Source organism: Pseudoalteromonas issachenkonii (assembly GCF_002310795.1).
GTDB classification, from domain to species: Bacteria; Pseudomonadota; Gammaproteobacteria; order Enterobacterales; family Alteromonadaceae; genus Pseudoalteromonas; species Pseudoalteromonas tetraodonis.
On record NZ_CP011030.1, the window covers coordinates 463,993 to 489,794 of the forward strand.

28 protein-coding genes are annotated in these 25,802 nt (G+C 40.1%); 14 read left to right on the forward strand and 14 right to left on the reverse strand.

Annotated elements, in window-relative coordinates; translation table 11 throughout:
• Positions 1-229: 229 nt before the first annotated feature.
• From lptB to PISS_RS02140, 6 genes are read right to left on the reverse strand one after another with little or no spacing between them, the layout of a single operon-like run.
• Positions 230-955: an LPS export ABC transporter ATP-binding protein gene (lptB, locus tag PISS_RS02115; RefSeq protein ID WP_013463982.1), complete on the reverse strand. Its 726-nt coding sequence runs from the start codon at positions 953-955 to the stop codon at positions 230-232.
• Positions 952-1,491, reverse strand: coding sequence for a lipopolysaccharide transport periplasmic protein LptA (gene lptA / locus PISS_RS02120; RefSeq protein WP_016900279.1), 540 nt, complete (start codon positions 1,489-1,491; stop codon positions 952-954). Before lptA ends, lptB begins: the two co-directional genes overlap by 4 nt.
• A complete protein-coding gene (gene lptC / locus PISS_RS02125; protein ID WP_024601343.1) occupies positions 1,481-2,035 on the reverse strand; it encodes an LPS export ABC transporter periplasmic protein LptC in 555 nt (184 codons plus the stop codon). The genes lptA and lptC overlap by 11 nt, the downstream gene beginning before the upstream one ends.
• Positions 2,032-2,583 (reverse strand): 3-deoxy-manno-octulosonate-8-phosphatase KdsC, encoded by a 552-nt coding sequence (kdsC, locus tag PISS_RS02130; RefSeq protein ID WP_013463985.1) that lies wholly within the window; start codon positions 2,581-2,583, stop codon positions 2,032-2,034. Before kdsC ends, lptC begins: the two co-directional genes overlap by 4 nt.
• The gene (locus PISS_RS02135; RefSeq protein ID WP_058154118.1) at positions 2,584-3,555 is read right to left on the reverse strand and encodes a KpsF/GutQ family sugar-phosphate isomerase; all 972 of its coding nucleotides are present in this window, start codon (positions 3,553-3,555) and stop codon (positions 2,584-2,586) included. It lies immediately after the preceding gene.
• Between the two features lie 3 nt (positions 3,556-3,558).
• Positions 3,559-4,527, reverse strand: a complete 969-nt coding sequence (locus PISS_RS02140; protein ID WP_013463987.1) for a calcium/sodium antiporter — start codon at positions 4,525-4,527, stop codon at positions 3,559-3,561.
• Positions 4,528-4,793: 266 nt separating this feature from the next.
• On the opposite strand from PISS_RS02140, the gene PISS_RS02145 reads away from it, so the two are divergent.
• The 7 genes from PISS_RS02145 to murA are packed head-to-tail and all read left to right on the forward strand — an operon-like array spanning position 4,794 to position 9,460.
• Positions 4,794-5,609, forward strand: a complete 816-nt coding sequence (locus tag PISS_RS02145) for an ATP-binding cassette domain-containing protein (protein WP_013463988.1) — start codon at positions 4,794-4,796, stop codon at positions 5,607-5,609.
• Entirely contained in the window at positions 5,609-6,388 is a 780-nt protein-coding gene (gene mlaE / locus PISS_RS02150; protein WP_013463989.1) for a lipid asymmetry maintenance ABC transporter permease subunit MlaE, read from the forward strand. Before PISS_RS02145 ends, mlaE begins: the two co-directional genes overlap by 1 nt.
• A 14-nt stretch (positions 6,389-6,402) precedes the next feature.
• Positions 6,403-6,951: an outer membrane lipid asymmetry maintenance protein MlaD gene (mlaD, locus tag PISS_RS02155; protein WP_013463990.1), complete on the forward strand. Its 549-nt coding sequence runs from the start codon at positions 6,403-6,405 to the stop codon at positions 6,949-6,951.
• 5 nt (positions 6,952-6,956) lie between these two features.
• Positions 6,957-7,637, forward strand: a complete 681-nt coding sequence (locus PISS_RS02160; protein WP_013463991.1) for an MlaC/ttg2D family ABC transporter substrate-binding protein — start codon at positions 6,957-6,959, stop codon at positions 7,635-7,637.
• The gene (locus PISS_RS02165) at positions 7,630-7,923 is read left to right on the forward strand and encodes an STAS domain-containing protein (protein WP_008465119.1); all 294 of its coding nucleotides are present in this window, start codon (positions 7,630-7,632) and stop codon (positions 7,921-7,923) included. Before PISS_RS02160 ends, PISS_RS02165 begins: the two co-directional genes overlap by 8 nt.
• 5 nt (positions 7,924-7,928) lie before the next feature.
• A complete protein-coding gene (locus PISS_RS02170) occupies positions 7,929-8,186 on the forward strand; it encodes a BolA family protein (RefSeq protein WP_007378312.1) in 258 nt (85 codons plus the stop codon).
• Between the two features lie 14 nt (positions 8,187-8,200).
• Positions 8,201-9,460, forward strand: coding sequence for a UDP-N-acetylglucosamine 1-carboxyvinyltransferase (gene murA / locus PISS_RS02175; protein WP_058154119.1), 1,260 nt, complete (start codon positions 8,201-8,203; stop codon positions 9,458-9,460).
• Positions 9,461-9,735: 275 nt separating this feature from the next.
• Here murA and PISS_RS02180 read toward each other — a convergent pair whose 3' ends face one another.
• The 3 genes from PISS_RS02180 to PISS_RS02190 form a co-directional block, all read right to left on the reverse strand.
• Positions 9,736-10,818: a trypsin-like peptidase domain-containing protein gene (locus PISS_RS02180; protein WP_058154120.1), complete on the reverse strand. Its 1,083-nt coding sequence runs from the start codon at positions 10,816-10,818 to the stop codon at positions 9,736-9,738.
• 87 nt (positions 10,819-10,905) lie between these two features.
• Complete coding sequence (locus PISS_RS02185; RefSeq protein ID WP_058154121.1) at positions 10,906-12,258, reverse strand: Do family serine endopeptidase; 1,353 nt, start codon at positions 12,256-12,258, stop codon at positions 10,906-10,908.
• A gap of 122 nt (positions 12,259-12,380) precedes the next feature.
• On the reverse strand, positions 12,381-12,815 hold the full coding sequence (locus PISS_RS02190; RefSeq protein WP_008115546.1) for a Z-ring associated ZapG family protein: 435 nt from the start codon (positions 12,813-12,815) through the stop codon (positions 12,381-12,383).
• A 133-nt stretch (positions 12,816-12,948) separates the two neighbouring features.
• Between PISS_RS02190 and zapE the strand changes: the two genes are divergently transcribed.
• The gene (gene zapE, locus PISS_RS02195) at positions 12,949-14,037 is read left to right on the forward strand and encodes a cell division protein ZapE (RefSeq protein WP_013463994.1); all 1,089 of its coding nucleotides are present in this window, start codon (positions 12,949-12,951) and stop codon (positions 14,035-14,037) included.
• 160 nt (positions 14,038-14,197) lie between these two features.
• Here the strand turns inward: zapE and gorA are convergent, their stop codons facing one another.
• Complete coding sequence (gene gorA, locus PISS_RS02200; RefSeq protein WP_013463995.1) at positions 14,198-15,559, reverse strand: glutathione-disulfide reductase; 1,362 nt, start codon at positions 15,557-15,559, stop codon at positions 14,198-14,200.
• Positions 15,560-15,811: 252 nt separating this feature from the next.
• Between gorA and prlC the strand changes: the two genes are divergently transcribed.
• The 6 genes from prlC (at position 15,812) to PISS_RS02230 (ending at position 22,377) form a co-directional block, all read left to right on the forward strand.
• The gene (gene prlC / locus PISS_RS02205; RefSeq protein ID WP_058154122.1) at positions 15,812-17,863 is read left to right on the forward strand and encodes an oligopeptidase A; all 2,052 of its coding nucleotides are present in this window, start codon (positions 15,812-15,814) and stop codon (positions 17,861-17,863) included.
• Between the two features lie 162 nt (positions 17,864-18,025).
• Positions 18,026-19,204 (forward strand): response regulator, encoded by a 1,179-nt coding sequence (locus tag PISS_RS02210; RefSeq protein WP_058154123.1) that lies wholly within the window; start codon positions 18,026-18,028, stop codon positions 19,202-19,204.
• A gap of 76 nt (positions 19,205-19,280) precedes the next feature.
• Positions 19,281-20,036, forward strand: coding sequence for a class I SAM-dependent methyltransferase (locus PISS_RS02215; RefSeq protein WP_058154124.1), 756 nt, complete (start codon positions 19,281-19,283; stop codon positions 20,034-20,036).
• A 109-nt stretch (positions 20,037-20,145) separates the two neighbouring features.
• The gene (locus tag PISS_RS02220) at positions 20,146-20,577 is read left to right on the forward strand and encodes a TniB family NTP-binding protein (protein ID WP_232311353.1); all 432 of its coding nucleotides are present in this window, start codon (positions 20,146-20,148) and stop codon (positions 20,575-20,577) included.
• Between the two features lie 332 nt (positions 20,578-20,909).
• Positions 20,910-21,953, forward strand: a complete 1,044-nt coding sequence (locus PISS_RS02225) for an aldo/keto reductase (RefSeq protein WP_016900269.1) — start codon at positions 20,910-20,912, stop codon at positions 21,951-21,953.
• 10 nt (positions 21,954-21,963) lie between these two features.
• Positions 21,964-22,377, forward strand: a complete 414-nt coding sequence (locus PISS_RS02230) for an SRPBCC family protein (protein ID WP_058154126.1) — start codon at positions 21,964-21,966, stop codon at positions 22,375-22,377.
• Positions 22,378-22,459: 82 nt separating this feature from the next.
• On the opposite strand, the gene PISS_RS02235 is transcribed toward PISS_RS02230, so the two are convergent.
• The 4 genes from PISS_RS02235 to dkgB all read right to left on the reverse strand — a co-directional run bounded on the left by PISS_RS02235 (position 22,460) and on the right by dkgB (position 25,716).
• The gene (locus tag PISS_RS02235) at positions 22,460-23,329 is read right to left on the reverse strand and encodes a LysR family transcriptional regulator (protein ID WP_016899538.1); all 870 of its coding nucleotides are present in this window, start codon (positions 23,327-23,329) and stop codon (positions 22,460-22,462) included.
• Between the two features lie 320 nt (positions 23,330-23,649).
• Positions 23,650-23,976 carry a MoaF-related domain-containing protein gene (locus PISS_RS02240; RefSeq protein WP_016899539.1) on the reverse strand — a complete coding sequence of 109 codons (327 nt, stop codon included), beginning with the start codon at positions 23,974-23,976 and terminating at the stop codon, positions 23,650-23,652.
• A 5-nt stretch (positions 23,977-23,981) separates the two neighbouring features.
• Positions 23,982-24,908: a cyclase family protein gene (locus PISS_RS02245; protein ID WP_016899540.1), complete on the reverse strand. Its 927-nt coding sequence runs from the start codon at positions 24,906-24,908 to the stop codon at positions 23,982-23,984.
• Position 24,909: 1 nt separating this feature from the next.
• On the reverse strand, positions 24,910-25,716 hold the full coding sequence (gene dkgB / locus PISS_RS02250) for a 2,5-didehydrogluconate reductase DkgB (RefSeq protein ID WP_029609932.1): 807 nt from the start codon (positions 25,714-25,716) through the stop codon (positions 24,910-24,912).
• Positions 25,717-25,802: the final 86 nt, after the last annotated feature.

The window sequence follows — 25,802 nt, forward strand, 5'->3', positions numbered from 1 at the left end:
GGCTAAGTCAAAACCGAGCAACAAAGAGTAAATCGTCCCTAGGCAGAACCCGAAGGGCAGCGCCTGTTTGGCATTGATGCTGCGTTATCGCCTATTTATGGGGAATACCACACCACATAGGCTCTGCCTTGCCTAAATACCAAACAGACTGCTGCAAATTCAACCTTGAAAGGTCAACAGACCTAAGTATAATTAATCTTAGCAGATGCTTAGTGGAATAACACACATATTAGAGCTTGAACTGCTCGCCTAAATAAACATCGCGTACTGTTTTATCGTTTAATACATATTCTGGAGTGCCTGATGCAATTAACTCCCCATGAGAAACTATGTAGGCTTTTTCACAAACATCAAGAGTTTCGCGTACGTTGTGATCTGTGATCAATACGCCAATTCCTCGGTTTTTAAGATGCTCTATAATCTTTTTAATATCTAATACTGAGATAGGATCAACCCCCGCAAAGGGTTCGTCTAAAAGGATAAATTTAGGGTTTGCTGCTAACGCGCGAGCAATTTCAACGCGGCGACGTTCACCACCTGATAAAGCCATACCTTGACTATCGCGGATATGCTGAATGCTAAATTCATCAAGTAAATTATTTAAGGTATCTTCGCGTTGTTGTTTATTTAATTCTTTACGTGTTTCTAAGATAGCCATTAAGTTTTGATAAACAGTCAGCTTTCTAAAAATAGACGACTCTTGCGGTAAATAACCAATCCCTAAACGCGCTCGGCTGTGCATCGGTAATAAAGTAATATCTTTATCATCAATTGATATTTTGCCTTTATCGCTAGGCACAAGGCCTACAATCATATAAAAAGTGGTGGTTTTACCTGCACCATTAGGGCCAAGTAACCCCACAATACTGCCAGCTTCAACCTCTAGGCCAACGTTTTTTACAACTTCACGACCTTTGTAGCTTTTAGCTAATAGCTCTGCTTTTAATGTGCTCATGGTTGACCTTTATCATCTTCTTTTTTATTTTCAACAGGGACTAAAATAGTGTGTACACGGTCTGTTGAGTTTTCGTCTTTTTCTGCGCTAATTAACTGCTGCTCGATATCGTAAGTGATACTTTTAGCTGTTATTTTTTGACCTGCTTGAGCAATGCTTGCATCGCCGATTAAGGTTAAAAAACGCAGCGACACATCGTAACGCACTTCATTAGCACTGGCGCTCATTATGGTGCCATCAGCTTGTGTTTCTTCAAAATATGCAGGGCTGCCTGTGGCAATTAATAACTGTTTGTTATCGCCTAGGTCATCGCGTTTATGCACTTCTAAACGGTCAGCTGTGATACGGCGATTACCATGAATAATTTCAACATTTTTCTCAAAAATGCCTACGTTTTCTTTTAATTGACCTTCTTGCTTATCTGCACTAATTGAAATTTGATTAGCAGCGGGGGCTTCAGCAGGTTCAGCGCCATTACTGTTAAAAGCAATTAATAGTGAGGGAACAATTAAAATTTTAAATAGGTTATTGGTCATAATATAGGGTTCGCGTATGGTTAATAAGTTTAATCACCTCGGTTTTTAAATCGGCCTCAAGGCCTTTACCTGTGATTTTTAAATTAGGTCCTGTAATAACGACAGGCTGCTGTGATTGCATGGTTAATAGTTTTATATCAACATTGATGGTCTGGGCGGTGATCGTATCGATCATGGCGTTATCTACTAAGTTTTGAGCGGTTACATTACCCTCTAACACCAGTTGACGGTCGTCGTAGAGGGTGGCTTCATCGGCGTTAATACGCCATGTTTGCTGCTCGTTGTATAAAGTGAATATAGGCTTTTCAAAAAAGGTAAAACCGAGTTGTTGATACAACTCCATTTTTACCGCAGTTACCTTATGGCTCACTTTACCTTGTTCATTATAAGCCGTTTGTTTTAGCTCAATAGCGGTATAATCAGGCTTAGCAATAACTTGTGTTTCTTCGCTTGCAGTAATATCAACCTTAGTAAAATAAGGATACCAGAGCCAAACCATACAGCTTATGAATAAAACGCTCAGTATAATGCGCGCTACATTCATGAACTCGTTCCTTGGCTAGTTAGTGGCTTGTTATTTTCGAGCATAAGTAAGTCTGTCAGCTCTCTTACCGCACCAAAACCGCCGGGCAGTTGGGTTACATAATGTGATAAACGTTTAATAAGTGGATGAGCATCGTTTACGGCAACCGCAAAACCGACTTGCTCCATTACTGGCATGTCTGGGCCATCATCACCTATATAAGCAATTTGCTCATCGCTAAGCGCTAATTTTTGTTTTAATTCTTGATAGGCTATAAGCTTGTCTTCTTGGCCTTGATATATATGTTGTACGGTTAAACTGCTCATACGTTGCTGCACTATATGAGAATGGCGCCCAGTGATTACGGCGACTTCAAAACCGCTGTTAATCAGGGCTTTGATACCAAATCCGTCTTTGGTGTTAAATGCTTTGAGTTCTTCACCTTGGTTTCCAAGGTAAATACGGCCATCAGAAAATACACCATCAATATCACAAATTAATAGCTTTACTTTTTTTGCGCGCGCCTTTGCATCATCACTTAGCGGTTGATAGAGATCTTCAAATTGCATTTATAGCACTCCCGCTTTAAGTAAGTCTTGCATATTTAGTGCGCCAATCGGTTGATTATGCTCATTAATTACAATTAAACCATTAATACGTTTTTGTTCCATAATATTTAACGCTTCAGCCGCGAGCATCTCTTGGGTGGCTGTAGTACACGACTTGGTCATCACAACATTAATTTCAGTGCTATGAATGTCAATACGTTGCTCTAAAATACGGCGTAAATCGCCATCGGTAAACAGGCCTGATAATTGCTGGTCACTATCAACAATAGCGGTCATGCCGAGTCCTTTGGCCGACATTTCAATTAAGGCATCTTTAATCGTTTGCGTCTCGTTAATGATAGGTGTATCAGCACCACTGTGCATAACATCTTTAAGAGTTAAGAGTAATCGCTTGCCTAAGCTACCACCAGGGTGCGATAGTGCAAAATCATCAGCAGTAAAGCCGCGTGCTTCTAATAATGCCACCGCCATGGCATCACCCATAGCGAGTGTGGCAGTGGTACTTGCAGTAGGTGCTAAGCCCAATGAGCAGGCTTCTTGTTCAACTTTAATACACACATGCACATTTGCCAATGTTGCCATGGTTGAGCCTTGGTTGCCTGTCATGGCAATCATTTTGGCACCAATGCGCTTTAATACTGGAATAATATTAAGTACTTCGCTGGTTTCACCAGAGTTTGAAATGAGGATAACCACGTCATTTGCTGTGATCATTCCTAAATCACCATGGCTTGCTTCACCCGGGTGAACAAAAAATGCGGGGCTGCCGGTACTGGCAAGAGTGGCGGCTATTTTGTTACCAATATGGCCTGATTTACCCATGCCAATAACAATAATACGACCTGAGCAGTCAAACATTAATTGACAGGCTTGGTTAAAGCTTTCATTAACGTATTGTGTAATATCGCTGAGTGCTTGGCGTTCAATCTCTAGAACACGTAACCCTTGTTGAATAAAGTTTAGCGTTGCCATGGGCTATCCTACTTGACTAAAAATATAACCTTGGTAAATCATAAATGCGACGATGAGCAAGCCACCTTCTATTCTATTGATACGTCTTTGACCTCTAAAGTTCAATGACATAGCAATTAGCGCCAAGGTTGCGCCAATCATAATAATAACATCACGGTTAGCTACCGAAGTATCGATAACCGATGGATTAATTAATCCTGCCAGCGGTAATACCGCTAAAATATTAAAAATATTCGAACCAACTATGTTACCCAGCGCTAAGTCATCTTCATTTTTAAGCACACCTGCAATTGAAGCTGCAAGTTCAGGTAAGCTGGTGCCTATAGCAATAATGGTCAAACCAATCACTAAGTCACTTAAGCCAAAATATTTTGCGATATCAACGGCTGAGCCAACTAAAAAGTGTGAACTAACCGGCAGTAAAATCATACCCACTACCAGCCAAAAAACAGCTTTTTTGGTTGGTACGTTGTCAGGTACTTCGTCACAGGCTTCGCTCACAAACGGATCGTCTTGGTTTTTAGCTCGCAGTGAGACAAAAATAAGTCCGCCAATAAAAACAACAAAGCCAGATAATAAGGCTGCACCTTCAAAAAATGAAAAATAGTTATCTGAAAAAATATACCAAGTTGCAATGGAGACCAGCAGTACCAGTGGAATTTCACGTTTTAACGTACTTGAAGATACTGATAAGGGTCTTAAAAGGGCGGTAATACCTAAAACTAATAAGATGTTAGTGATGTTTGAACCAACTGCATTACCCACGGCAGTATCGGTTTTATTTGCCAAAGCTGCTGAAGCCGATACCATCATTTCAGGCGCAGAAGAGCCCATAGCTACCACGGTTAAACCTACAATTAGCGTTGGCACGCCAAAGTTTTTAGCCAGTGCTGCTGCACCATAAACAAACCTGTCTGCACTCCATACGAGAGCCGCAAAACCAAGAATTAAAATGACAAACGAGGTAACCATTGTGATAAGCCAATTAATGTAAATTCAGATAGCGCGAATAGTAACAAAAGCCACCATAAAAGTATAAATAAAAGAATAAGGTGTAATACATTAGGCGGTTATTTTAAGTATTCTTTGGCGCTTTTTATATGAAATTTTAAGCCAAAGTTAAGGCTGCTTGAATCAATCTTATAACTGTTTTTGCGACACTATTACAAAATCTTACGAATTGTTTTTTCCATATTGGTTAAAAAACCCTTAAAATAGAAATATGAGAGAGTATTGTTATGGAGAGCGACTTGTCGCAATCAATAGTTGAAGTCAAGGATGTTACCTTTTCTAGAGGCGATAGGGTCATATATAAAAATATGAGCTTTGACGTACCTGAGGGTAAAATTACTGCCATTATGGGGCCAAGCGGAATTGGCAAAACCACGATGCTACGCCTAATAGGTGGCCAGCTTAAACCAGACTCCGGTGATATTTTATTTAAAAACGACAGCATTGTCGCTATGTCGCGCAAAGAACTCTACGCGGCACGTAAACGCATGAGTATGTTATTTCAAAGCGGTGCCTTATTTACTGATATGTCGGTGTTCGATAACATTGCATTCCCCATTCGAGAGCACACGCAACTCAGTGAAGATTTAATCCGTTTAGTGGTATTAATGAAATTACAAGCTGTTGGCTTACGTGGTGCTAAAGATTTAATGCCTTCAGAGTTATCTGGCGGTATGGCACGTCGTGCAGCTTTGGCTCGCTCTATAGCGCTTGATCCTGAACTTATTATGTATGATGAGCCTTTTGCAGGACAAGACCCTATTTCAATGGGGGTTTTAGTTAAGCTGATCAAATCTTTAAACGAAGTACTTGGCTTATCTTCTTTAATTGTCACGCACGATGTGACTGAAGTAATGAGTATTGCCGACCACGTTATTATTATTGCTGATCAAGGCGTTATTGGCAGTGGTACACCAGAGCAGATGCGAGAGCACGAATCACCACTTGTTCAACAGTTTTTAAAAGGGTTATCAGATGGTCCAGTGCCATTTCATTATCCAGCACAAACCTATGCAGATGAACTGTTAGGAGAGCAGCAGTAATGTTGGATTTACTACAAAAAATAGGCCACAAAACGCTGGGCCGATTTGCTGCACTGGGGCGTTCAACCCAAATGCTGGCAAGTGCGTTATGGCATGTACCCAATTTTAAAAAAGGCACACCTTTACTCGTGCGCCAACTTTACATGGTTGGTTCACAATCGCTGTTGATTATTGTTGTGTCGGGATTATTTATCGGCATGGTTCTAGCGCTGCAAGGTTATACCGTTTTAGTTGATTATGGCGCTGAAGACAGCCTAGGCCCTTTAGTGGCACTTAGCTTGTTACGTGAGCTTGGACCGGTAGTTACTGCGTTATTATTTGCAGGCAGGGCTGGTAGTGCGTTGACTGCTGAAATCGGCTTAATGAAAGCCACCGAGCAATTATCGTCGCTTGAGATGATGGCCATTGACCCGCTTAGACGAATTATAGCGCCGCGGTTTTGGGCTGGTTTGATTAGTATGCCAATGTTGGCACTTATTTTTTCTGCTGTAGCTATTATTGGTGCTCATTTAGTGGGGGTTGATTGGCTAGGCGTTGATACGGGAAGTTTCTGGTCAATTATGCAATCTCAGGTGTCGTTTGAAAAAGACATACTAAACGGTTTAATTAAAAGTATCGTATTTGCGATTGTTGTTACCTGGATTGCGCTTTACAAAGGGTATGACTGTGTTCCCACATCAGAGGGGATCAGCAAGGCAACAACAGAGACAGTGGTGCACTCATCACTAGCGGTATTAGGTTTTGACTTTATTTTGACAGCGGTAATGTTTACCAGCTAATAGGGTATTAAATAATGAATTCACGGAAATTAGAAATTTTAGTTGGTTTTTTTGTAGCATTGGGCATTTTGGCATTTTCAATGCTGGCGCTCAAAGTGGCTAATTCGGGTATTAGCGGCTCAGGTGAAACCTACACATTGAACGCCAAGTTTGAAAATATAGGATCATTAAAAACACGTGCACCCATTAAGGTGGGCGGCGTTGTTATTGGTCGTGTAGAGTCAATTTATGTGCATCCACAAGAGTTTTTACCAGTAGTAAATATGAGCATTGATGCGCAGTATTTGTGTCGTTTTTCAGACACTAGTTCTATCTCAATTTTAACCTCGGGTATTTTAGGTGAACAATATTTAGGAATTAACCCCGTTATCGCATCAGATTCAGCTAAACAGCGATGTTTAGGCGAAGATGTAGCGAACAGCGAACAAGATCAAGCCATTGACGATTTATTTGGTGTTCAAAGTAAAGCATTAGCCAACGGCGATTCTATTACAGATACCAAGTCAGCATTGGTACTAGAAGAATTAATAGGCCAGTTTTTATTCAACCAAGGTAGTGAGTAATTATTATGTTGAAAACATTTTTAGCAAGTATCGCATTAGTAACTGTCACGCTAGTACAAAGTGTACATGCCGGTGAAGTGAAATTGACTGATCCTAATAAAATGGTACGTCAGGTTGCTGATAATACCTTTGAGCGTATTACCAAAGACCAGCCGTTAATAACCACTAACAAAGAGCATTTACGGGTCATCGTTGAAGAAGAACTGATGCCCTACATTGACTACAAATATGCTGCACTGAGAGTGTTAGGTAGCGAAGTATCTAAGGTACGCGCCATTACCAACAAAGCAGAAAAAGCAAAAGCAATTGAAGATATTCAGCGTTTTATTGGCGCGTTTAGAGAGTACCTTGTTGCCACTTATGCTGGCGTTTTTACCCAGTATACTAATCAACAAGTTGAATTTGCTGCCGAGCAGCCTTTTAAAGGCAAAGATGTGGTGGTGGTAAAAACCAAAATTGTAGAAGCCGGTAAGCCTGATATTAAAATTGATTTTAAAGTACGTGAAGATAGAAGTGGCGAATGGCGCGCTTACGATATGATTGCTGAAGGCATTAGCTTACTTGATGCAAAACAAAGTGAGCTTCAGGGCATTTTACGCCAACAAGGTATTGACCACGTTAGCGACCTGTTAGAGCAAAAAAGTAAGTTACCGGTTCAGTTTAGAGGCAGTGACACAAATGACTAAATTGGCAATCAGCCAAGTCGATGAACAGCATCTACGAGTCAGTGGTGAATTGACTCATAATTCAATTGGCAATGAACGGCTTCTGAACACTAAGCGACAAACTGAGCATAAAACCCTTTATTTTGACCTAAGTGAGGTGACAAGGGTTGACACAGCCGGCTTAGCTTGGTTAATTCACTCTTTTACAGAATTTAAGCAACAAGGCATTCGCCTTGAATTGCAAAACCCACCTGAACAACTGCAAAACCTTATGCAGTTAGGCCAGGTTACAACCCTATTTGAGTGAGAGTTATGGAAACGAGTCAAGTCGAAACATTATTACGCGACGAACTTCAGTTAGCTGAAGTACATGTAAAAGCCAATGGCAGTCATTATGAAGTAATCGCTGTCGGTGAATGCTTTGACGGATTAAGTCGTGTTAAAAAGCAACAGCTAGTATATGGGCCATTAATGAACACTATTTCAGACGGTACCATTCATGCTGTTTCTATCCGCGCTTTTACTCCGACAGAGTGGAAACGTGAGCAAAAATTCATTTTACCGCAATAAATAAGGCCCCTTAGATGGATCAATTTGTAATTCAAGGTGGCACTTCACTGGCTGGTGAAGTAACTATTTCTGGCGCTAAAAACGCAGCTCTTCCGATTCTATTTGCAGCTTTATTAGCTGATGGCAAAAGTACTTTTACTAACGTACCACATCTTCGCGATATCATTACAACCGAAGCCTTATTAAAAACGTTAGGCGCTGATGTTCAATGGCAGGGCGATTCACTCATTATTGATGGTGCAACGGTAAATAGCACGTTAGCGCCTTATGACTTAGTAAAGCAAATGCGTGCGTCAGTGCTTGCACTTGGCCCTTTAGTCGCTCGATTTGGTGAGGCACAAGTATCCTTACCTGGTGGCTGTGCTATTGGTGCGCGCCCGGTTGATATTCATATTCAAGGCTTAGAGCGTATGGGCGCTCAAATAACCGTTGAAAACGGTTATATTAATGCCAAAGTAGATGGTCGCTTAAAAGGCGCTGAAGTTTTCATGGAAATGATCAGCGTAGGTGCCACTGAAAACTTACTCATGGCGGCAACGCTCGCCGAGGGTAAAACAGTATTAGAAAATGCTGCGCGCGAGCCAGAAATTATCGATTTAGCCAATTGCTTAATTGCTATGGGTGCTAAAATCACTGGTGCGGGCTCAAGCCGTATTGAGATTGAAGGGGTTGAGCGTTTATCAGGTTGTGAACACCGCATATTACCGGATCGCATTGAAACGGGTACCTTTTTAGTGGCTGCAGCGATGGCTGGCGGTGAAGTTCTGTGTAAAATGACCGACTTCCATTCGTTAGAGCCAGTAATAGAAAAACTACGTGCAACCAATGCATTATTAGAAGTGCTCGATGACAGTATTTACCTAGACATGCGAGGCCGAGAGCTTAAAGCGGTGAATATTAAAACTATGCCTCATCCTGGTTTTCCGACCGATATGCAAGCGCAGTTTACCGCATTAAATGTGGTGGCTAATGGTAGTGCGACGATTACCGAAACTATTTTTGAAAATCGTTTTATGCATGTGCCTGAGCTTCAACGTATGGGCGCTAATATTCGCTTAGAAGGCAATACGGCCTTTTGTGGTGAAACAAAAAGCTTATCGGGTGCGCAGGTTATGGCAACCGATTTACGCGCATCGGCAAGTCTTATTCTAACGGGGATTGTGGCTCAAGGCGAAACGGTTGTTGATCGTATTTATCATGTAGATAGAGGCTATCAGCGTATTGAAGATAAACTCAGTGCGCTAGGTGCTAACATCAAACGCAAAAGCAATTAGTTATACTAATACGTAACCTGAACTCTGGATAATAAATCTATCTCAAGCAGCTATTTTCAGCGCTAACTGCGTTGAATTTACTTGCAATAGGCTAGCTATTGACGCGTAATTTCGCCTTGTTTTCACTGGAAATCTCTGGCTAGAGAAAAATAAACATAAATATCATTTTTTGATTCAATACGTTAGTAAATCTCTTAACCAGAGTTCAGGTTACATAAAAAACGCGATGATCTATCGCGTTTTTTATGTCTAATGCCAAAGTATAAATAAGCGCTTTATAGCTTGGTTTCGAGCTCTGCTACTTTCACCATTATTTTTTGTATTTCACCGTTACGGTAAAGCTCAAATTCAATTTCTTTCCCCGGTTCGGTACTGCCTATTTTTTTCAATACATTTTGTGGATTAGCCACTGAAAGCCCAGCAATTTTAATCACAATATCTTGCTCTTCTATACCCGCCTGCCATGCAGGACCTAAAGGGTCTAGGTTGGTAATACGCATGCCTGCAACAGGCGTTAAGCTATCATTGACCTCTTTGCCTGTACTGTCTACCGCTGTGCCTTCAAAGCCCAAATAGCCGCGTACAACACGACCATGGCGTATAAGCTTACCCATTACCTCTTTTACCAAGGTGTAAGGCACCGCAAAAAAGATCCCTTGTATATTTAAGTTTTCACGGGTTTTAAACTGGGCAGAGGTGATCCCTACTAAATCGCCATTAGAATTTACCAGTGCACCACCAGAGTTACCTACGTTAATAGCAGCGTCCATTTGCAGTAAGTTATTGTAAGGACTGTCGGTAATTTTTTGCTTACCGGTGGCGCTAATGATCCCCTGAGTAATGGTTTGCCCTAAGTTAAGTGGGTTTCCGATGGCTAATACTAAATCGCCTACACTCGAACTGTAGTTATCGTTAACGGGTATAACAGGCAGGTGATTGGCATTTATTTTTAATAATGCTAAGTCGGTAATAGTATCAAAGCCAATGAGTTGCACATCAAAAAAACGTCTGCCGTCAGTAAGAATAACCAGTATTTGATCGGCATTATTGATCACATGGTAATTAGTCAAAATATAACCGTCAGGTGACATGATCACCCCAGAACCAAGCTCTTGCACCGTATTTTGGCGTTTATAGCGTGGCTCTTTAGAAATGCTTTCTGAAAAAATGGTGACAACCGATGGCGCTGCGCGCTTAACTGCGTCAGAAAAGCTCAAATGACTTGCAGTCATTGCACTGGGTAGCGGCACGTTAGGTAGCAATGCAGTGCGCATGTTAGGGCTAAAAAAAACCACTAAAAAAGCAATGCCTAAACCGGCAAATAGAGGAGGAAGTACAAATTTTAGAAGTTTTAGCACGGTATTCTTATTGTTAGTGAGCAATCCCTTTATGATGGCACAAAAAAAATAACAGCGGCAAGTGCCGCTGTTACTTTTATTGTATTATTACTGAATTAATACAAAAATAGATTCACGTCCGCGTTTCACACCTAACACAATATTACCTTGAATATCTTCGATAATTTTGTTCATGTCGCGAATGCTTTCTACTCGTTGACGGTTTACTTGCACAATAACATCGCCTTCTTCAAGGCCAACCCGTGCTGATGGCGAACGAGGGTCTACAGAGGTCACCTCAATCCCTTTCATTTTGTTCTTCTTCACGTTTTCAAGCGTTGCACCTTGGAATGCTGGGTGTAACTCTTCGCCCGCAGCGGTAATGCCTGATGCACCATCTAGGGTTACTTCCACATTTTTAACTTTACCGTCACGGTAAATCCCCAACTGTACTTCACGACCCTCACCTAAGGTGGCAATTTTACTGCGTAGTTCATGGAAGCCACTAATTTCACTACCATTAATACTAATAATCACATCGCCTGCTTTAATACCGGCTTTGCTGGCTGCGGTGTCATCCATTACCTGCATAACATAAGCCCCTTGTTTAACATCAAGCTGCTGTGCTTTAGCAAGGCCTGCATCAAGAGGGCGGCCTGAAATACCTAACGAACCACGGCGTACTTCACCATGCTCTACAATTTGATCAATTAGGTTTTTCATCATATTTGACGGAATAGCAAAGCCAATCCCCACATTTCCGCCTGATGCACCTAAAATAGCGGTATTAATACCAATCAGCTCACCGTTTAAATTAACTAAAGCCCCACCTGAGTTACCTTGGTTTATCGCGGCATCGGTTTGAATGAAATCTTCGTAACCCTCAATATTTAAGCCACTGCGGCCTAATGCGCTAACAATACCTGAGGTAACCGTGTGGCTTAAACCAAAAGGGTTACCAATTGCGACGGCAAAATCACCGACACGTAAGTCATCTGAGTTAGCTAGCTTTACTGCGGTTAATTCATCTGCGTCTATTTGTAGTAGCGCAATATCAGACTCTTTATCGCTACCAATTTTTGTTGCTTCATATTCGCGGCCATCTTCAAGGGTGACCACCATTTTTTCAGCGTCTTGCACTACATGGTTGTTAGTAACGACATAACCTTTGTCAGCATCAATAATAACTCCTGAGCCTAAACCACTAAACTGGCGCTTTTGGCTACGTGGCTGCGGGTTGCCAAAAAAGAAATCGAGCGGGTCACCGCGTCGGCGAACCTCTTTAGAGCCTGAAACCTGAATACTCACTACACCTGGGGTAATTTGCTCAAGCATAGGGGCAAGTGTTGGTAATTGTTGACCATTAACGGCAACCGGCAATTTAGCAAACGAAGCGGCTGGACTTAGTAATAAGCTAGTAGATAAAATAGCAGCACTGATAAGTGATAATTTCATTTTCATAGTCAGGGTTTACTCCACTTAAAAAGCAAAAGGCTGCAATAAGCAGCCTCAAAAAAGTATATCAATAAGATAAAACAACAAAGCTGTTATATCTAAAGACTATGGGGTCAAAAAAAAGTTCATCAAGATGCTTTAGAAGTATTCACATCACCAGCAAATAATCCTGATTTACCCGACACATAATCAGCTGGTTGAGCATCGGCGTTTGAGCGATCCGAACTACGCTCTTTTAATGACGCTTGTAATTGCTCTGTGGTTTCTTTAGAGAAAAACGGTTCAGCAGGGGCTTTATTTCTGTCTTCAAGTAATAGTTGATTGGTTTCTTCAACATGGCTTAATAACTGGTCGTAGTTTTCTTTCATTTTGTTTACTAACTTACCAGTGTTCGCTAAATGGTCGGCAACATCTTGACGATACTGCTCAAGCGAATGCTTAGCTTGCTCTGCTTGTTGCTCTAACTCATCTTGTTTAAATTGTTTTTTAGTGACAAAGGCACCAACGAAAAATGCAGCAATAGCAACCACTATCACTAAACCTACCCATGTAAATGTACCCATAAATTCACCTCTATGCGAAAATAACTAAAAAAATTTAGTTCAATAATAATTCATACTAAGTCTAATATACCCTGAGTATTGATGCGTGTTAATATGCTTTACAAATTAAACTGTGTTTTAACTGTAAATAGATATGACTCCTTGGCAAACATACCAGCAAGACCTTCAACGCGATGACTTTGTACATGACGCAGCACAAGAAAATGCAGTTCGTCATTTACAGCGTTTATACGACGATTTAACACAAGCAAAACCACAATCTAAAGGCTTTTTTGCAAAGCTTTTTAATAAAGCTGAACCCGCACCTATAAAAGGATTGTACTTTTGGGGTGGCGTAGGCCGAGGTAAAACTTACCTAGTTGATACTTTTTACGAAGCTTTGCCGGGCGATAGAAAAATGCGAGTGCATTTTCACCGTTTTATGCACCGAGTACACGACGAGCTTAAAAAGTTAAACAACACAGCAAACCCATTAGAAACAGTTGCCGATATTTTTAAAGCAGAAACAGACATAATTTGTTTTGATGAGTTTTTTGTACAAGACATTACCGATGCCATGCTGCTCGGTGGTTTAATGGAAGCGCTATTTGCACGTGGTATTGTGTTAGTTGCAACCTCTAATATTATACCTGATGATTTATACCGTAATGGCTTACAACGCGCTCGTTTTTTACCGGCTATTGCCTTAGTGAATAAGCATACTGAAATAGTTAATGTAGATTCCGGTGTTGATTACCGGTTACGTACACTGGAACAAGCAGAAATTTTTCACAGCCCGCTTGATGATCAAGCTGATAAAAACCTATTTGAATACTTTGATAAGCTCTCCCCTGAGGCCGGTAAAGTAGACACCCCAATTGAAATAGAAGGGCGGATGATCAAAACCCGCAAGGTGTCTGATTGCATCGTTATGTTTGAATTTAGCGAACTGTGTGAAACCGCGCGTAGCCAAGTGGATTACATGGAAATAAGCCGATTATATAACACGGTGATTTTATCAAACGTAAAACAGCTTGGACAAAATAATGATGATGCAGCAAGGCGTTTTATTGCGTTGGTAGATGAGTTTTATGAGCGTAACGTTACCTTAATTATCTCTGCAGAAAAACCCATTACTGAGCTGTACACACAAGGCAATTTAAACTTTGAATTTAAACGCTGTATTAGTCGCCTGCAAGAAATGCAATCGTTAGAATATTTAGCCCGAGAGCATTTAGCTTAAAATACGAAGGTTAGCGGGCGACGGGCTACGAGCAACGGGCTACGGGCTACGAGTTGAAATTACCTAGCAGCGGGTTTACCCCGCGTAAAGTTGGTCATTTAAAATAAAAAAACCTTGCGATGTTAACCGCAAGGTTTTTTTATTTTCTCGAACCTCGAGCTTATCTCATGGTAACAAACTCTTCCGAACCCGTCGGGTGAAGTGCTACAACCGCATCAAAATCGGCTTTAGTCGCGCCCATTTTCATGGCGACAGCAAAGCCCTGAATCATTTCATCAACGGTGAAACCGATACCGTGTAAGCCCACAACTTTTTCATCATCGCCTGCACACACAAGCATCATGTTACATGCTTGGCGATGCTGAGTAACTGCGGTGTACATAGCCGCAAAGCTTGATTTATATACTTTTACATTTTCTTCGCCGTACTGAGAAATCGCCTCTTGTTCAGTTAAGCCAATGGTGCCGATAGGTGGATGGCTAAATACCACGGTTGGTACTAGGCTGTAGTCCATTTTTAAATCGTTCGGCAATTCTTTATTAAATAAACGCTCCGATAGAGTACGACCCGCTTTTACAGCAACTGGTGTAAGCTCAATACCATTTTCGATAATATCACCCACAGCGTATACATTTTTAGCCGTGGTGTTTTGGTATTCATCTACTTTTACATAGCCGCTTTCGTTTACTTCTACGCCTGCTGCAGCAAGGTTAATTTTATCGGTTGTAGGTGTACGACCAATCGCCCAAATAACCTGATCAACATTTTCGCTGTAACCGTTTTCAAAATGAATAGTTAAGCTGCCATCAGCCTCTTTTACCACCTCTTTTGGCGAACACTCAGTGTGCAGAGTAGGGCCTTCTTTTGCCATAATATCAACCAGTGTGTCGATAATGTATGGGTCAAAGGTGCGCAGCGGCTTGCTCTTACGAACAAATAAATGGGTTTGTGTCCCTAGGCTGTGTAGCACACCTGCAATTTCTACGGCAATGTAACCGGCACCAACAACGGCAACACGCTTAGGTTGTTCGTTCAGCTCAAAAAAGCCGTTTGAATCAATACCGTGTTCAGCACCTGGAATGTTAGGAATAGTAGGGCGTCCGCCTACAGCAACTAAAATGTGATCAGCAGTGTAATGCTCACCATTTACTTCAACGGTTTTACTATCCACAAATTTTGCAAAGCCTTTGATCACAGTTACGCCATTTTTAGCTAAACCATTATCATAGCCTTTGTGAATGCGGCCAATATAGGCTTCACGGCTTTCTACTAGCTTTGACCAGTCAAAGCCTTTAACTTCAACATCAAAACCGTAATCAGGAGCATAAAGATTAATTGCTTCAGCAACTTGAGCGCCATGCCACATTACTTTTTTAGGAACACACCCTACGTTTACGCAGGTGCCACCCATGTGTTTAGCTTCAATTAATGCTACTTTTGCGCCACGCATTGCTGCACGGTTAGCTGATGCAATACCACCACTACCGCCACCAATTGCAATGTAATCAAAATGCTGAGCCATGTTTAATCCTCTAAATATTAATTTAACTTTTCTGTGCCGATGATAGCATATGCGATGAGCAAGTCACTTGTTCGGGGCTGCTAAAATCTATCAAACATCCTTCATCAAACGAAAGATATGCTATTTCAGATCAAGCTGCTAGGTGATCATTTACAGATACGCACTCGTTAACTAGTAAAGCAGGTTTGCCCTTGTATTTACGTATTTTGCCCCAACTTAAATTTTTATATTTTGCATAAACCGAGAATCACTATGACCAATGCACATACTAATCCCCTAATCGGGCTTGAAGGTTTACCGCCTTTTTCAAAAATAAAGCCAGAGCATGTTGTCCCGGCACTAAAAAAAGGTATTGAGCACTGTCGCAGTGCAATTAATGATGTATTAGCAAAGCAATCATACACATGGGAAGATTTAGTATTACCCCTTGAAGAAGCTGACGATAAACTATCGCGATTGTTTTCACCGGTATCGCATTTGAACTCAGTAATGAACAATGATGAACTTCGCGAAGCCTACGAGCAATGTTTACCGCTTATTTCTGAATACTCTACTTTTGTTGGTCAGCACCAAGGTTTGTATGAGGCTTACAACGCACTTTATAACAGTGACGAATTTAAAACACTCACTACTGCCCAGCAAAAAACCATTACTAACGCATTACGTGACTTTAAGCTTTCAGGTATTGCGTTAAATCCTGAGCAACAAAAACGCTACGGTGAAATTAGTGCGCGTTTATCAGAGCTTGCCTCAAAATTTGGTAATAATGTGATGGATGCCACGCTTGCATGGCATAAGCATATTACCGATGAAAGCCAATTGGCTGGTTTACCAGAATCAGCGCTTGCATTAGCGGCCGATACGGCAAAAAGTAAAGACTTAGACGGCTGGGTATTTACCCTAGATTTCCCTTCATATTTGCCGATTATGACCTATGCAGATAATCGTGAACTTCGCAAAGAAACATACACCGCGTTTTCTACCCGTGCATCCGATCAAGGCCCTAATGCGGGAGAGTTTGATAACTCTGCGATCATGAGTGAAGAGTTGGCACTGCGTCATGAGTTAGCACAATTACTTGGCTTTAATAACTACGCTGAAAAATCGTTGGCTACAAAAATGGCAGAATCACCCGCGCAGGTATTCTCATTTTTAGAAGACTTAGCCGCTAAGTCTAAACCACAAGCAGAGCAAGAACTTAAAGAGCTGCAACAATATGCAGAGCAAAAGCATGGTATTAGTGAACTGCAGGCGTGGGATTTTGGTTATTATAGTGAAAAACTAAAGCAAGAAAAGTACGCGATTTCAGATGAAGTTCTTCGCCCGTACTTCCCAGCAAATAAAGTACTCAGTGGCTTATTTGAAACGGTTAATCGCCTATTTGGTATTACTGTAAAAGAAGTCGCTGATTTTGATAGCTACCATAAAGATGTACGCTTTTTTGAAATTTACGATAGCAATAACACTTTACGTGGTCGTTTTTACTTAGATTTGTATGCGCGTGATCACAAGCGTGGTGGTGCGTGGATGGATGACTGTATGGGTCGTAAAGTGCGCGCTAATGGTGAACTTCAAACACCAGTTGCTTACCTGGTGTGTAATTTTAATAAAGCGATTGGCGATAAGCCGGCGTTATTTACCCATAATGAAGTAACCACACTGTTTCATGAGTTTGGTCACGGTATTCATCATATGCTTACCCAAGTAGATGCAGCCCCCGTTGCCGGTATTAATGGGGTAGCGTGGGATGCTGTTGAGTTGCCAAGCCAGTTTTTAGAAAACTGGTGTTACGAGGAAGAAGCGCTTAGCTTTATCTCAGGTCACTTCGAAACCGGTGAGCCACTACCAAAAGAGTTGCTTGATAAACTACTTGCGGCTAAAAATTATAACTCAGGTATGCAAATGTTAAGACAACTTGAGTTCTCGTTATTTGATTTTAAAATCCACCACGATTACGTGGCAGACAAACCATGTAACATTCAAGCTGTGCTTGATGATGTACGCAGTCGTACCTCAGTCATTAAGCCGCCAGCGTTTAATCGTTTTCAGCATGGCTTTAGTCATATTTTTGCGGGCGGTTATAGTGCAGGTTATTACTCGTACAAATGGGCTGAAGTACTTTCGGCAGATGCCTATTCTAAATTTGAAGAAGAGGGGATTTTTAATCCACAAACAGGCCAAGCGTTTATGCAGCACATTCTTGAAAAAGGCGGCAGCGAAGAGCCGATGACATTGTTTAAAAACTTCCGTGGTCGTGAGCCAAGTGTAGACGCACTACTACGCCACAGTGGCATTGCCGCTTAGGGTCTGTTGACCTTTGCGGATTAAAATATAATTACAAAAGCGCCCCAGTGGCGCTTTTTTATTGCCTAAAACACAGTGTTGTTAAAGAATATTTTGAATAAATTTTAGTAGTTTCAACATAGCGTACTATGCTTTGAACAAAGTACTAAAAGGGACTAACGCATGGCAAAGTTAATACTGGCAATTGATGACGATAAATTAATGCACCATATTATTGAAGAGTCTTTAGCTGGGTTTTGTAAAGTGCTCCATGCCAAAAATGGTGAAGATGGCATAAGACAAGCAAATAAATATAACCCTGATATTATTTTGCTTGATGTTGAAATGCCAGGAATGTCTGGTTATGAGGTCTGCCAAAGTATTAAACAAAATAAAGCCACAACAGACATTCCGGTAATGTTTTTATCATCCAAAGTGGGGCAGGCCGAACGTATTAAAGGGTTTAGTGTTGGCGGGGCTGACTACATTTTAAAGCCTTTTAACGCACAGGAGCTGATGGCACGCATTAAAATTCTTTACCAGTACCGCAAGCAATGCGCAGCACTGCAGTATGATATAGCAAAGGCCAATAAAACAGCTGAAATGGCGATGATTGAAACCGGTGACATGGGACGCATTATGCGCTTTGTTTGTCAAAGCTACCATGCTGATAATTTAGAACTATTAAGTGAATACTTTTTAGGCTTTTTTGCGCCATTACACCTCAATGTTGTGGTCGTTTTTTGGCAAAATAACCAGGGAGTGTTTTATAGCCAAGAGACGGGCGTATGCCCATTAGAGCAAGAGCTACTCATGCAGCATAAAAATGCAGAGCGCTTTGTTGATATTGGTCATAGTACTATTATTAATTACCCTAATATTTCACTGTTAATTAAAAATATGCCAATAGATACGCCATCACTGTATGGTCGCTATAAAGATTTATTTCCGCATATTTTAGAAGTAACTAACGAAAAAGTAGTTACTATACAGCAGCACCAATATCGACTAATGCGCGACAATGAGCTAACCCTTGTTTTTAAAGATATTGTTGCCCAGCTTAAAAATCAAAATGCCATGCAAACGAATGCGATTAGCCAGCTTACAGATCAGCTCGAGCAACTCCAATCGTTAATGCAAACACAAAATGACTTACCAGCTTCGCAGCTCAATGAGCAAATAACTCAGCTTAGCCATACATCACAGCAGCTGGTTGCAACCACGAATGATTTAGCGTTTATCAAGCACCAACTAAAAACAACTACTCAACAGCGTGATGACTTAATTACTCAAACACAACTAAGTAAACAACAAGCGCAGCCAGAATCTGAGAGTGAAAATAACGATATTGAGTTGTTTTAAACTATACACCTTGCGAACTTCGTATATTGCTGCTGTTTGGGTATAATAGCGGTGAAATTTATCATCGGAGTGTGAAGTGATTATACAGTGTGCGTTTAAAGAGTGTCGGCCATATTTGAATGAGTTAGAAACACGCTTTGGGCTTGCTCAATGGGCGGAGCAAAGCCGTGGCTTTAGTTTGCATTACGATGATAAAGGGCTAAGCCTATATAAAACTGATGAGCCTAAACTAGGTGCAATTAACGTAGACTTTGTAACTGGTGCCGTTGCACATAGGCGTAAATTTGGTGGTGGTAAAGGGCAATCAATTGCTAAAGCGGTTGGCCTTAATAAGGGCGCAACGCCAGTGGTACTCGATGCAACCGCAGGGCTTGGACGTGATGGTTTTGTTTTAGCTTCGCTAGGCTGTAAAGTGATTTTGCATGAGCGCCACCCCGTGGTTGCCGCGCTGTTATATGACGGTTTACAACGTGCTTATAACGATAGTGAAATTGGCCCATGGATGCAGCAAAATATGAGCTTAATATTTGGCTCAAGCCATACCTTACTTGCTCAATGTGACAGCATGCCCGATGTAGTGTACTTAGATCCTATGTTTCCGCACCGTGAAAAATCAGCATTGGTTAAAAAAGAAATGCGCGTATTCCAAGAATTAGTAGGTGGCGATACCGACGCCGATGATTTACTCGAGTTTGCCTACCCCCTTGCCAGCAAGCGTGTGGTGGTTAAACGCCCCGATTACGCACCATTTTTAAATGATAAAACTCCAAGCATGCAAATCAAAACTAAAAAGAACCGCTTTGATGTATATGTAAAAGCCGCGATGGTTTAGGTTAAAGGTTAAAGTGTCGCTGCAACCATAGTTTGACATAATACAACCATAGTTTGACATAATTAAAGCTCAAGTAGAGCTACTCATCATTAATGAGTTTCAGGAGTTAATAGAGTTTAAAAGCGTACAAGAACGACAACAAATTGCAAATGGGTTAAAGTTTATTAGTGAAGAAGCCAAAGTGCCAATAGTACTGGTTGGTATGCCTTGGGCTGCAAAAATAGCTGAAGAACCTCAATGGGCTTCTCGCTTAGTTAGAAAAAGAAAACTTGAATACTTTAGCCTAAAAAATGACAGCAAGTACTTTCGCCAATATTTGATGGGGTTAGCTAAGAAAATGCCATTTGATGTACCTCCTAAGCTTGAAAGTAAAAATACCACAATAGCGTTGTTTGCTGCATGTCGAGGTGAGAATCGAGCTCTTAAACATCTACTGTTGGAGGCTTTAAAATTAGCACTAAGTTGTAATGAGTATCTTGAAAATAAACATTTTATTACTGCTTATGACAAGTTTGATTTTTTAATGATAAGGAAAAACTAAAATCAAAAAATCCTTTTAAACAAGACATTAAAGATATTGAAATTTATGAGGTAATCAAAAGCTCATCATACAACCCAAATGCATTAGATCCTGAACATATGCTCACAGGTCGAAAGTTCGAAATAGTAAAATAAACTGTATAACCTAAGTTCTGGTTAGGTGGAATAAAAGAGCAAGTCTTAATTTACACTATCTACGGTAAATAGGGATCCTACAAAATATATTAGTCCGTCGTCTGATCATCTCTACTTTCCTATGGACCCTATTTAATTAATGCAAGTAAGGACTCAACTAGCGCCAATTAAGTCTTAGACACCAAATTGGGGAGCTGTATGATCGCCCTACTTCTTAGTAATAAATTAGGTTTAAGTATGAAAAGTAAATTGTTAGAAAATCAAAAGTTAGGTTTTGGAACTGCTCCTTTAGGCAATATGTTTAGAAATATACCGGAGGAAGAGGCATTAGCCACTATAACAGAAGCTTGGAATCAGGGTATCCGTTATTTCGATACAGCACCATTTTATGGCGCTGGTTTAGCAGAAATAAGATTGGGACAAGTGCTTAAAAACTATAATCGTGATGAATATACATTAAGTTCAAAGGTTGGTCGTATTATCCTCGATGAGGAGGTTGAGTCTCAAGAATTCGGTGAAAAAGGCGCTTTATTTGAGCATGGAAGGAAGAATAGAGTTGTTAATGATTATACTGCTAGTGCAACTTTAAGATCTATTGAAGATAGCTTAAAACGATTAGACACAGACAGCTTAGATATTGTCTATGTACATGATATTGCACAAGACTTTTATGGCGACAATTGGTTAGCTAAATTTGAAGAGGCCAGAAATGGGGCATTTAAAGTATTAGCTGATTTAAAAAAAGAAGGTGTTATTAAATCTTGGGGTTTAGGTGTAAATAAAGTTGAACCAATTGAACTTGCTTTAAATCTTGAAGAAGATAAACCTGATGCATTTTTACTAGCAGGAAGATATACACTGTTAGATCATGAATTGGCACTACAACGTCTGATGCCTAAAGCCGCAGCACAAAAAGTTGATATTATTGTCGGAGGTCCATATAGCTCCGGCATTTTAGCAGGGGGGTCTAATTTCGAATATCAAAAAGCTCCTACTCATATTGTTAACAAAGTAGCTAAAATAAAAGCAGTTTGCGAGAAATTTTCGGTCAGTATTAAAGCTGTAGCACTCCAGTTTGTATTAGCCAATGATGCGGTTAGCTCAGTTATTCCTGGTGCAAGTAAACCTTCTAGAATTGCTGAAGATATCTCAGCCTTAGAAGAAAAAGTGCCTCATGAACTATGGCTTGAATTAAAGCGTGAGGGTGTTATTTCTGAACTCGCTCCAACACCAACTAAGTAGGGAAAACGACATGCTAAAAGCTCAAGCTCAAACTGTAATAATAGCTCCCTCTAACGATGTATGGGAGCTAATTGGTGGATTTAATAGCCTGCCAGATTGGTTACCGTTCATTCGGGAAAGTAAGCTTTCTGAAGGTGGTAGAGTTCGAACATTGCAAAGCCATAAAGGTGATAAAATCATTGAAAGGTTAGAAGGCTTTAGCGAAGATAAAACGTTTTACAGCTATTCAATTATTAACGCGCCATTTCCAGTGAGTAGCTACCTTTCAACTATAAGTGTAAAAGCTATAGATGATAAAAGCTGCCAAGTAACGTGGTTTGGTTCATTCATGGCTGACGACAGCGTAAAAGATTCTGATGTGATTGAACTGTTTACTACTATATATTCAGACGGTCTAAAGGAGTTAAGCAATAATTTCGTCTAAGAAATCACTAACCCCAGTACATTCATCTTGTATTGGGGTTTTTAATGTTTCAATAGTTGAAGGCTAAGGTTGTACGGTATAGCTAACTCATTAGTTGCTCTCTAAATTCTCTTACTATCGGTCTCAGTATTTCAGCATGCCAAGCGACCCATAGAGTAATAGAGAAATTTAGTGCATTGAGTTTAATAGTTACTACATTCTTTGGTAGTTGTTGTTTCAAGCTCTCCTGAATCATTGTAATCCCATTGCCAGCAGCAACCAAGCCAAGGGCACTGACAGGATCATCTACTTCGATCAAGATATTAGGAGAAAACCCTTTCTTAGCGCACTCATTGATAAAGCCTTTTTTGTACGGACCTTTTACTGTCAGCCAAAGCTCCTCGCTTAGATCTACCTCGGTAATAGTTTCTTTTTTGGTAAAATGATGGTCGTCAGCAACAACAAGTACCATTGGATCTTCATAAATTTTTGAAAATTTAATAGTGGTATGTTTTTCTAACAGCTCATCTACAATTGCAATATCAAGACTTCTTTGAATCAACCCTTCGAATTGCTTGTCACTTTTCAAGTGGTATAAAGCTGTATGAATTTTCGGTTTCGTTTTTCTTAACTCTCGAAGCTTAGACGGCAATATATTTGAGAACATTGCGCTATTAACGTACCCGATACATAGTCCACCCTCTTCACCTTTTCCCAACCGTTTTCCTAGTGACTCTAAACGAGTAGCATGTGTTAAAAGAGCTTTTGCCTCTTTAAGGAAAGTATGTCCGTCTGTTGTCAGAATTATTCGCTTTGCTTTTCTTTCGAATAATATTAAGCCAAGTCTATCTTCTAATTGAGATATTTGTCTGCTTAATGGGGACTGAGATATGAACAGCACTTCTGCGGCTTTGCCGACATGTTCTAATTCTGCCACAGTTATAAAATAATGAAGTTGCTTTAGATCTAGCATTGTAATGGCACCGTTTAATATAGAATTTAGCTTTTATAGCTACTGGTACGCTAACACGTATACTTTTAACTACATATCTCAAATTTAAGATAGAGATTCCTTAAAGAAAATAATTGTCATTGTTTTTAATCTAGCCATAGTTAGCAATTGATGACATACATTTTAGGGTTAAAAGTTTAATGAATGGAAGCTATAGCTAGCCATCTAGGTTAAAGTAAATATAAAAAAATATTAATAAACAGCCACATCAATAGATGTGGCTGTTTATTTAGCTTCGGTAAAATCATAGTATCTAAATAGAATATGTGTCCTTATCGAGCTTAGCTCGATAAGCCATTATCTTTCACTACGAGTGTACCTTTAAGCCTATAAAACTCATTATTAGCCGTTGAGAAAAAAGTCATTGATGTACCCTTTTTAAAGTCATCTAAATGAACCACTGTGGCTCCCGAATCTTCTTGCCACGAGATTAAATATACGCCTTCAGATACCTCGTTCCACTCACATGAAGATTTTCCCTTTGAGCCCTTACCTGGTCCTTCAATAATCTCATATTCAACTTGAGAGGCATCAGTATTATATTTATTTGTAGCAACTAAACCGTCATATGAGACAGTAACGAACTTTTCTGCAAAGAATTTTGACATATATTTCACCTTATAGCGATTGGGTTTATATTAACTTGGGTCGATCCTTTATATAGAGGATGACCAAGTACGAATAAAAATTCGAAAATACCGTCTTTTAGTAGCTCTCTTGTATCTATCAATTCAAGGTTATAAATCCCTTTCTTAGCTAACATGAACTGATTGACAGGAAATTCTAGCCCCTTAGGGTTAGGGTAAACCTCAGAAGCCCAAGTATCACCACCAAACGCTACAATCTTCTTATTAGCTAGCCAAGCAGCTGCTTCCATATCGATACCAGGCTCAGTCTCTAAAAATTTTTTATTATCTTTGCCAATAAGGTTTAACCATCCGGTATTAAATAAAACAACATCGCCTTCATTGATAGTTATCTTCTGCTTGGCTAGTACCGCTTTAATATCTTTAACTGTAATGACAGTACCTCCATCAACCACCGGGGTATTAAAGTGAGATGTCATATCTAAAACGACTCCTCGCGTTACTATAGGTGGTACTTTTTCTATACCTAATTTAGTTACACCTTCAACAGTGACAAAATCTTCAGCTTTATTACCATTATAGTAAACATTATCAATACCTATATGGCCAATACCGTTTAGCTGAGTCCCAATTCCAGTCCATCCATTTACAAGCTCATCATTAAATGTAAATTTATTTACACCCAATGTTTTACCTGCTTGACCTTCAGGTTGTACATTGTAAAGGTTGAAAGATCTATGTCTAAAAGCGGGTAAATCTTTACTAACGGGAACAGCTAAAGAGTAAACTTTACCAGTGCTAACGAGATCTACCGCTTGCTTTACTAAACTTGAAGTTAATAAATTAGCAGCTCCAATTTCATCGTTCTGGCCAAATTCTGAGGAAGTCCAATCATTAGCCAAAGCATTAAAACTGACTAAAATTGATAATGAAAGAGTTTTAATTTTTTGCATCTTATATATCCCACTCTGGTGCTAGCCCTTCTGGGTTAACTAGTCGGCCATCTCTTTCCAAGTTATCAATGAGCTGAACCGTTTTCTCATCCAAAACAATTTTCAGCGCCTGCAAGTTACTTGCTAAATTCTCTCGTTTTGTGGAAGATGGAATAACGGCATAACCCTTATGTAATGCCCAAGCTAATGTAAGCTGAGCGGGTGTGATTTGTAACTCTGATGCTAAGTCATTAATAGTAGAGTCATTTAATACACTGCCATATGCCAGTGTCATGTATGAAGTAACCTTTATACCTAAAGTTTTCATATGATCTACGAGCTTATTATTCTGTAAGTAAGGGCTTAGTTCTATTTGGTTTGTAGCAATATTTTCTGCGCCCAAAATATCAACAGCTTTATCGATAAGTTCAATAGTAAAATTTGATACGCCAATTTCTTTTGTTAATCCTAAACGTTTAGCTTCAGCTAAGGCTAAGAGGTACTCTTCAATTGCAACGTTGCTTGTAGGTGCTGGCCAATGAATAAGAACAAGATCCAGATATTCAACCCCGAGTTTTGTAATGCTCTCTTTGACACTTTGAATCAGCTTATCTCTTTCGTAATTGTCTACCCACACTTTAGTAGTTATATATAAGTCACTCCTATTTATATCTGCACGTTTTAGTGCTTTACCAATATCACTTTCATTCTGATATATTTGGGCGGTGTCAATAGCTCTGTAGCCAAGCTCTATCGCATTGCTTACTGATTCAATAACAACATCACCTGTTAACCTAAATGTACCCACTCCGAAAGATGGTACTGCCATAATCATTACCTCGTATAGTTATTTAGTATAAATAAGACATACATATTAGCTGGTAATTTTATTTACATTAAGGCACAGTAAGTAAA

Bases quoted from the DNA above. Each gene is read 5' to 3' on its own strand.
- PISS_RS02140 (WP_013463987.1), bottom strand. From the start codon at position 4,527: ATGGTTACCTCGTTTGTCATTTTAATTCTTGGTTTTGCGGCTCTCGTA.
- murA (WP_058154119.1), top strand. From the start codon at position 8,201: ATGGATCAATTTGTAATTCAAGGTGGCACTTCACTGGCTGGTGAAGTA.
- prlC (WP_058154122.1), top strand. From the start codon at position 15,812: ATGACCAATGCACATACTAATCCCCTAATCGGGCTTGAAGGTTTACCG.
- PISS_RS02145 (WP_013463988.1), top strand. From the start codon at position 4,794: ATGGAGAGCGACTTGTCGCAATCAATAGTTGAAGTCAAGGATGTTACC.
- lptC (WP_024601343.1), bottom strand. From the start codon at position 2,035: ATGAATGTAGCGCGCATTATACTGAGCGTTTTATTCATAAGCTGTATG.
- PISS_RS02190 (WP_008115546.1), bottom strand. From the start codon at position 12,815: ATGGGTACATTTACATGGGTAGGTTTAGTGATAGTGGTTGCTATTGCT.
- PISS_RS02210 (WP_058154123.1), top strand. From the start codon at position 18,026: ATGGCAAAGTTAATACTGGCAATTGATGACGATAAATTAATGCACCAT.
- PISS_RS02230 (WP_058154126.1), top strand. From the start codon at position 21,964: ATGCTAAAAGCTCAAGCTCAAACTGTAATAATAGCTCCCTCTAACGAT.
- lptB (WP_013463982.1), bottom strand. From the start codon at position 955: ATGAGCACATTAAAAGCAGAGCTATTAGCTAAAAGCTACAAAGGTCGT.
- PISS_RS02240 (WP_016899539.1), bottom strand. From the start codon at position 23,976: ATGTCAAAATTCTTTGCAGAAAAGTTCGTTACTGTCTCATATGACGGT.
- mlaE (WP_013463989.1), top strand. From the start codon at position 5,609: ATGTTGGATTTACTACAAAAAATAGGCCACAAAACGCTGGGCCGATTT.
- PISS_RS02165 (WP_008465119.1), top strand. From the start codon at position 7,630: ATGACTAAATTGGCAATCAGCCAAGTCGATGAACAGCATCTACGAGTC.
- PISS_RS02170 (WP_007378312.1), top strand. From the start codon at position 7,929: ATGGAAACGAGTCAAGTCGAAACATTATTACGCGACGAACTTCAGTTA.
- mlaD (WP_013463990.1), top strand. From the start codon at position 6,403: ATGAATTCACGGAAATTAGAAATTTTAGTTGGTTTTTTTGTAGCATTG.
- PISS_RS02235 (WP_016899538.1), bottom strand. From the start codon at position 23,329: ATGCTAGATCTAAAGCAACTTCATTATTTTATAACTGTGGCAGAATTA.
- zapE (WP_013463994.1), top strand. From the start codon at position 12,949: ATGACTCCTTGGCAAACATACCAGCAAGACCTTCAACGCGATGACTTT.
- PISS_RS02135 (WP_058154118.1), bottom strand. From the start codon at position 3,555: ATGGCAACGCTAAACTTTATTCAACAAGGGTTACGTGTTCTAGAGATT.
- lptA (WP_016900279.1), bottom strand. From the start codon at position 1,491: ATGACCAATAACCTATTTAAAATTTTAATTGTTCCCTCACTATTAATT.
- PISS_RS02185 (WP_058154121.1), bottom strand. From the start codon at position 12,258: ATGAAAATGAAATTATCACTTATCAGTGCTGCTATTTTATCTACTAGC.
- PISS_RS02225 (WP_016900269.1), top strand. From the start codon at position 20,910: ATGATCGCCCTACTTCTTAGTAATAAATTAGGTTTAAGTATGAAAAGT.
- PISS_RS02245 (WP_016899540.1), bottom strand. From the start codon at position 24,908: ATGCAAAAAATTAAAACTCTTTCATTATCAATTTTAGTCAGTTTTAAT.
- gorA (WP_013463995.1), bottom strand. From the start codon at position 15,559: ATGGCTCAGCATTTTGATTACATTGCAATTGGTGGCGGTAGTGGTGGT.
- dkgB (WP_029609932.1), bottom strand. From the start codon at position 25,716: ATGGCAGTACCATCTTTCGGAGTGGGTACATTTAGGTTAACAGGTGAT.
- kdsC (WP_013463985.1), bottom strand. From the start codon at position 2,583: ATGCAATTTGAAGATCTCTATCAACCGCTAAGTGATGATGCAAAGGCG.
- PISS_RS02160 (WP_013463991.1), top strand. From the start codon at position 6,957: ATGTTGAAAACATTTTTAGCAAGTATCGCATTAGTAACTGTCACGCTA.